Origin of the sequence: Aeromonas sp. R1-1 (assembly GCF_040908495.1) — a bacterium.
GTDB lineage: Bacteria > Pseudomonadota > Gammaproteobacteria > Enterobacterales > Aeromonadaceae > Aeromonas > Aeromonas veronii.
The window spans coordinates 1-1,790 of sequence record NZ_JBFODV010000068.1; the positions used below are offsets into that span (position 1 = coordinate 1).

The following is a 1,790-nucleotide window of genomic DNA, read 5'->3' on the forward strand; positions in this document are numbered from 1 at the left end:
TGTGACATCGGGAAATGGATAAGCAGTGCGCTCCGAGAGCGACGGGATAAACGACCAGTCATACGATGGATGGACAAAGAGCCTCCACCCTGGTTGTGTAACGAGCAAAATGCCCCGCAGTGCGGGGCATTTTTTTATGGTTTTTTGATGTGGCGCCCGTGGCGGGCTATTTGCCATGGATTTAACTGGTATTACCTGTCAGGACGACTACAATGCAGCACCACTTTTTCGCTCGACCCCAATACATGTCGTCCCAAGATCCCGTATTTGACTCCTCTTTTGAAGCCCGTTTTCTGCATCCCCGCTACTGGTTCAGCTGGCTGGCGCTCGGCGTGCTGATGTTGCTCGCCTTTGTGCCGGTGCGATTGCGCGACCGTTTGGCCGAAGGCTTGGCACCGCTGGTGTTTCGTATCTCGAAAAAACAGATTTATATCGCCAGAACCAATCTGGAGATCTGCTTCCCGGACAAGAGCCCGGAAGAGCGGGATGCCATTGTACTGACCTCGATCCGGGTCGGCCTCAAGAGTCTGTTGGGATTTGGCGAGTTCACCATGCGCAGTCAGCGCTATCTGATGAGCCGGATGCAGGTGATCGGTTGGGAGCATATCGAGGCGGAGCGGGCGGCCGGCCGTCCGGTGATCCTGGTGGTGCCCCATACCTGGCCGGTGGATGCCGCCGGTTACTGCTTCACCCAGCGCGGGGTGCCGATGTGCACCATGATGAAACGGGCGCGCAATCCGGTGTTTGATTGGCACCTCAACCGTGCACGAGCCAAGAACGGTTGCCGTGTTTATGAGCGCAGCGCCGGGATCAAGGCGGTGATCAGGACCATCAAGAGCGGTCGCAGCTTCTTCTATCTGCCTGATCAGGATCATGGCCGCGAGAAGAGCATCTTCGCCCCCTTCTTTGGCTATCCCAAGGCGACCCTGCCTGCCTTGCCCCGTTTGGTGCAGGTCAGTGGCGCCAAGGCGGTGCCGCTGCTCGCCTGCTATGACGAAGCGAACCACTGCTACCGGCTGGAGATTGAGGCACCGTTCGACAACTATCCCACCGAGGATGTGATGGCCGATACCTGTCGCATGAACGACATGGTGCAACAGCAGCTGATGCGCCATCCGGGCCAGTACATGTGGTTCCTCAAGATCTTCGATACCCGTCAGGATCAGGAGGGGCTGGATGGCCTCTACGAAGAGGGGATACGCCGGATCCGCAAGGGATTGTCGCCCCACGGCTGACCCCGAATTTAGATTGATTGAAATGGCCCCAGGTGGGCCATTTTTTATGATAACTCGTCTGATCAGTGCCTTGCGGGTCGATGGCCAGCCTCCCCAGGGTAGAAAAAAATGTCAGGATAACTACAATAACCGTTTGTTTTTGATGACTTGATGGCCGCCATGTCTGCGTTAGATCCGGTATTTGATACCTCATTTCATCGCCGCCTGCTGCATCCCAAATGGTGGGGTAGCTGGTGTGCGCTGGGCCTGCTTTCCCTGCTGGCATTTACTCCCGCGAGACTGAGGGATCGCTTTGCCGATCTGGTCTCACCGACCCTGCTGCGTTTTTCGAAAAAGCAGGCCTATATCGCCGATACCAACCTCAAGATCTGCTTTCCCAAGCTCGATGCCGCCGCACGACAGGCGCTGCTGCTCAAATCGATCCGGGTCGGGCTCAAGACCTTTATGGGCTTTGGCGAGCTCAGCTGGCGCAGCAAGGCACGGCTGACCAGCCGCATCAAGGTCACCGGCTGGGAGCATGTGCAAGCGGAGCAAGCAGCGGGCCGTCCGGTGATC

Annotated in this window: 1 protein-coding gene and 1 pseudogene; both read left to right on the forward strand. The window is 57.4% G+C overall.

Going from position 1 to position 1,790, the window contains the following annotated elements; translation table 11 throughout:
- Nucleotides 1-245: 245 nt before the first annotated feature.
- A complete protein-coding gene (lpxM, locus tag AB5Y92_RS04025) occupies nucleotides 246-1,235 on the forward strand; it encodes a lauroyl-Kdo(2)-lipid IV(A) myristoyltransferase (RefSeq protein WP_164536678.1) in 990 nt (329 codons plus the stop codon).
- A 150-nt stretch (nucleotides 1,236-1,385) separates the two neighbouring features.
- Nucleotides 1,386-1,790 (forward strand): annotated as a pseudogene (locus tag AB5Y92_RS04030) (lauroyl-Kdo(2)-lipid IV(A) myristoyltransferase); the annotation flags it as partial.

Bases quoted from the DNA above. Each gene is read 5' to 3' on its own strand.
- lpxM (WP_164536678.1), top strand. From the start codon at position 246: ATGTCGTCCCAAGATCCCGTATTTGACTCCTCTTTTGAAGCCCGTTTT.